At 66.7% G+C, this 4,605-nt stretch carries 4 protein-coding genes; all 4 read right to left on the reverse strand.

Annotated elements, in window-relative coordinates; genetic code table 11:
• Positions 1–1,295 (reverse strand): proline dehydrogenase family protein (locus tag Q4E95_RS08365; protein ID WP_303382868.1); only part of this gene is annotated, 1,295 nt, incomplete at its 3' end.
• Between the two features lie 152 nt (positions 1,296–1,447).
• Positions 1,448–1,762: an AzlD domain-containing protein gene (locus tag Q4E95_RS08370; RefSeq protein ID WP_303382869.1), complete on the reverse strand. Its 315-nt coding sequence runs from the start codon at positions 1,760–1,762 to the stop codon at positions 1,448–1,450.
• The gene (locus Q4E95_RS08375) at positions 1,759–2,487 is read right to left on the reverse strand and encodes an AzlC family ABC transporter permease (protein ID WP_303382870.1); all 729 of its coding nucleotides are present in this window, start codon (positions 2,485–2,487) and stop codon (positions 1,759–1,761) included. Before Q4E95_RS08375 ends, Q4E95_RS08370 begins: the two co-directional genes overlap by 4 nt.
• Entirely contained in the window at positions 2,484–4,484 is a 2,001-nt protein-coding gene (locus Q4E95_RS08380; protein WP_303382871.1) for a glycoside hydrolase family 15 protein, read from the reverse strand. The genes Q4E95_RS08375 and Q4E95_RS08380 overlap by 4 nt, the downstream gene beginning before the upstream one ends.
• Positions 4,485–4,605: the final 121 nt, after the last annotated feature.

Genomic DNA, 4,605 nt, shown 5'->3' on the forward strand with positions numbered 1-4,605 from the left:
ATCCCGGACATGAAGTTCTCGCTCGCGGAGTTCTCCTCGAGGCGGCGCACCAGGTAGGACACGGCCACGTCGAACTCGGTGGGACGTACCGCCGGAACGTAAAGCAACAGCTGACCCACGTCCGTGGAGACGGCCTCGCTTTGTTCCGTGGCCATGCCCTGGAGCATTTCGAATTCGATGCGCCCGGTCACCCCGCGCTGCTCGGCGAGCAGGTGGGCGAAAGCGATGTCGAACAAGTTGTGTCCGGCCACACCCAAGGCCAGCCCGCTCATGCGCGCCGGGGTGAACAACCAACTCAGCACGCGCTTGTAATTGGTGTCCGTGGCCTGTTTGGAGGCCATGGTGGCGCTGGGCCAGCCGTGCATCTCGGCGTCCACGCGTTCCAGTGCCAGGTTGGCGCCCTTGACCAGGCGGACCTTGATCTGCGCGCCGCCGTCAGCTACGCGCTTGGCGGACCACTCGGAGAGCCGCTCCACGGCACCCAGTGCGTCCGGGAGATAGGCCTGCACCACGATGCCGGCTTCCAGGTTCTTCAGCTGCGGCTTGTCGAGCAGACGCCGGAAGACCTCCATGGTCAGTTCCAGGTCCGAGTAGATCTCCATGTCCAGGTTGATGAACATGGCGCCGGCTTCCTTGGACGCGGCGGCCTCGTACAGCGGCAGCAACCGCTCGACCACGCGATCCGCGGTGCGGTCGAAGCCCCAGTGGGACAGCTGCGGCACCACGGAGGAGACCTTGAGGGAGACGTAGTCCACATCCGGGCGGTGCAGCAGGTCCTTGGCGTCCTGCAGGTGCTTCTCGGCTTCCTGTTCGCCGAGCACCTCTTCGCCCAGGAGGTTGATGTTCAGGCGGTGGCCCTGTTCTTTCATGGTCTTCACGGACTTGCCGAAGGGGCCCGGGCGGGCATCCACCACCATGTGTCCCACCATTTGGCGGAGGCGGGTACGCGCGGCCGGAACCACAATGGATGGGAGCTTGTCCGAGAGCGCGGTACCGGCCTTGATCTGGGCGCGGTCCACCGCGGACATGGACTCCGGGGTCAGCTTGGCAATGTCCTGCAGTGCCTTGGCCGCGGCCTTGGTGTCTTCCGTGCGGACCACACGGTCCACGAAGCCCACGGTGAACTCCAGCCCGTGCGGATCTTGTAACACGGTGGCCAGACGATCTTCGGCGGGGTTCTTCTGAGAACTACGTTTCTTGTTGTCCTTGGCCCGGCCCAGCCACTGGCGTACCAGGTCCACGGATGCATCCGCGAGTTCGCGGGGATCGGTCACAGCGGTGATGTTGCTGGTCATCGCAGCACCTCCAGAATCTCGGCCCGGCTGAGATACCGAGGCATTCCCTCGGCCACCAGCCGAGGTGATCCGGGCCCTGCATGGCTGGTCCATCAACGCTAACGTGTTCAGCGCCCTGATGAGTAGTTGGGAGCACGGGATGACGGCGCCGCTCACACCGCCCAACCGGCCCACCGCAGCAGTGCCGCGGTCAGGGCGCCAAGAATCACCACCGCAAGGAATGGGGCCCGCAGCCACAGGGCCACACCGGCCACGACGAGCGCACCCACGCGGGCGTCCAGAACCAGCTCCGTGCCGGACGCAAACGTGTTCATGACCACGAGTGCGGCGAGGAGGCCCGCGGTGACCAGCCCGGCCAGTCGAGGCACGAGCGGGTGGTCCAGAACGGCGTCGGGAACCAAGTACCCCACGAGCTTGGTGACGTAGGCGATGGCGGCGGCCGTGAGCACCCAGAACCACATGCTCATGAGCGCACCCTCTTGCGTGCGGATCGCGCACCCATCAGACCCCAGGTCAACGCCACCACCGCGGCGACCAGCACCGGAATGCCCGATGGGACCAGCGGAATGCTGATGGCGGTGACCACCCCGCACACCACGGCGACGGCCAGTGGTTCGCGTTCGCGTAACCGCGGCCAGAGCAGCCCCAGGAAAGCGGCCACGGCGGCGCCGTCGAGACCCCACTGACCGGGGTCTCCCACCGCGTCACCCAGGAGAGCGCCGACCGCCGTGAACAAATTCCACAGCAGGAACACACTCACCCCGGCCACCCAGAAACCGCGTTTGCGCTCCAAAGAAGTGGACTGCGCGGAGGCTGCGGCATTGGACTCGTCGATGGTGACCTGGGCGGCCACCACCTTGCGCCACGACCGTGGCCGCAGCAACGCATTCATGGTCATGCCGTACACGGTGTTGCGCACACCCAACAGCGACGCCGCTCCCAGGGCCGCCGCGCCCGTTCCGCCCCCGGAAAGCACCCCGATGAACGCGAACTGGGACCCACCCGTGAACATCAACGCGGACAGCGCCTGCGTTTGCCAGAACGTGAGCCCCGCGGCGATCGAGAGCGCACCGAACGAGATGCCGTACAGCCCCGTGGCGATGCCCAGGGACAGTCCCACGCGCACGGCGGGCGAGGATCGCCAGGGGATGACCGACTCGGAGGCCGCCGTGACCGAAGAGAAACCACTCACGATTGCGCGGCACCCCTGCCCTGCACGACCTTCAGGGTGTCCAGCACACGGATCAGGTTCAAATGCGACTCGGACTGTGGAAAGTTGCCCGTGGCCCGCTGCTCGGATGTGGAATAGGTGGTGGACAACAGGCCCAGCTCGTTGGCCGTTCCGAGCACGGTGTCCAGCAGCTTCACGGCCTCTTCCACGCGTTCGCATCTCGCCAGCTGATCCGCCAGCTGCAACGTTGCGGACACCGACGGCGCCGCCTGGCCGGCAAAACCGTCCTGGCCGATCGAGGACGCGAACGCCTCGACATCGTCCAGGTCCGTGAGCTGCGGGAGGTTGCGGTAGCGGTGCAGCAGCCCGGAACGGTCGGTGAGTTCCCTCTGGATCCGGGCGACCGTGCCCAACATACGCTCATCGTCATACGCGACGAACCCGACCTTGGGCAGCTGCAACAGCGAGGCGTCCACGGCGGTGGAACCGTAGTACTGCACAAAGGAGCCGACCTCGGGGTCATAACCGTTGGTCCAGATCTCGTGGGCCAACTGGTCGCGGTGTTCCTCCCAGGTCTCCACGTCACCGGGCAACCCGTGGATCCGCACGGCGTCCACCCCGGCCTGCAGCGCGGCCCACATCATCACGCGTGTATAGGTGTAGTACTGGGCTTCACCGCGCATCTCCCACACGCCCTGGTCCTTGTCCTCGTAGTTGGCCACCACGGCGCGCAGCAGGCCCTGCTGCAACGGCCAGGACAGGTGATCCTCCTGGACGCCGCGGTGTCGGAGGCGTTCGAAGACCACCAGCACGTGCCCGGCCACGTCCGCCTGGTACTGCGAACCGGCGGTGTTGCCCTCGCGCACGGGCCGGGCGCGCTCGTAGCCGGGCAGGTCCACGAGCCGTTCGCGACCCACCACGGAACCGTCCAGGCCGTAGACGTTGGATGGGTGGTCCACGTCCCCGGCGACCGCGCGCAGCAACCAATTGCGCAGCTGGGCGGCCTCACGGTCGTGCCCGTGGTCGAGCATGATTTCCAGAGCGAATGCGGCGTCGCGAGGCCACGACAAACGGTGGTCCCACGTGCGGTCCCCGCCCAGCACCTCGGGCAGGGAGGTGGTGTCCGCGGCGATCAAACCGCCGGTGGCCTGGTGCATCAACCCGCGCACCACCAGCAGGCTGCGGCGGATGATGTCCTCACGGGCGTCCTGGGTGACGGTCAGTTCCGCGGCGCGTTCGGCGGGCGTGGGCGCATGCTTGGTGTGTTCCCGTTCCGCGAGCTTGGCCTCGGTGGCCGCGGGATCGTAGAGTCCGGACCATTCCTGCCACAGGTTGATCGTGGCGGTGAGCGTCTCGTTGACGTCCACGGCTTCCGGTGGCGTGCTGTGGGACGGGAACCATGTGAGCGAGAAGTCCTTGGTCTGACCCGCGGCCACGGTGAACGTGCCGGCGTGCCGGCGCTTGGACCGGTCCTCGTCCGCTTCGGGCAAGGGCTCGCCGCGGAAGACGACGGCGTCCGGGCCGGCCATACCCACCAGCACACCCTCCGTGTGCTCGCCGGACTCATCGCTTTCCGCCACGTCGAAGCGGCTCAACCACGGCACCGACGCGCCGAAGTTGAAGCGCAGGCGCACGTCCTGGAAGATCTCCACCTCGCCGGTGAGACCTTCGACCCGGCGGATCAGCGCGGTGCGGGAGGTCAGCGGCATGAAGTCCGTGACGCGGACGGTTCCGGTCTCGGTGGTCCACACGGTGTGCAGCACAAAGGTGTTCTCCGCGTAGAAACGCTCAACGGCCGTAACTGCCCCGCGGTCAAGGACCACCTCACTGTCCTCGTCCACCGCGCAGACCGGCGCCAGCAACCACCGCCCGTGATCCGGCCCACCCAGCAGTGAGGCGAACATCGCCGGGGAATCAAAGCGGGGAGCGCACCACCAATCGACGGAACCCGTGCGGGACACCAGCGGGCCGCTGCGCATGTTGGACAGCAGCGCGTAATCCTCGATCCATGAAGCCATGGGTCCAGAATTTCATACTCGCCGGGTGGCGCGTTCCTACCCGTCCAGCAGCACCGGCGGAGGGCATCATCGGCCGTCTTGATTTATACCCCCGGTGGGTATAAATTGGCATCATGAGCAC

Source organism: Kocuria sp. (assembly GCF_030536815.1).
In the GTDB taxonomy this organism is placed as follows: domain Bacteria; phylum Actinomycetota; class Actinomycetes; order Actinomycetales; family Micrococcaceae; genus Kocuria; species Kocuria gwangalliensis.

Bases quoted from the DNA above. Each gene is read 5' to 3' on its own strand.
- Q4E95_RS08380 (WP_303382871.1), bottom strand. From the start codon at position 4,484: ATGGCTTCATGGATCGAGGATTACGCGCTGCTGTCCAACATGCGCAGC.
- Q4E95_RS08370 (WP_303382869.1), bottom strand. From the start codon at position 1,762: ATGAGCATGTGGTTCTGGGTGCTCACGGCCGCCGCCATCGCCTACGTC.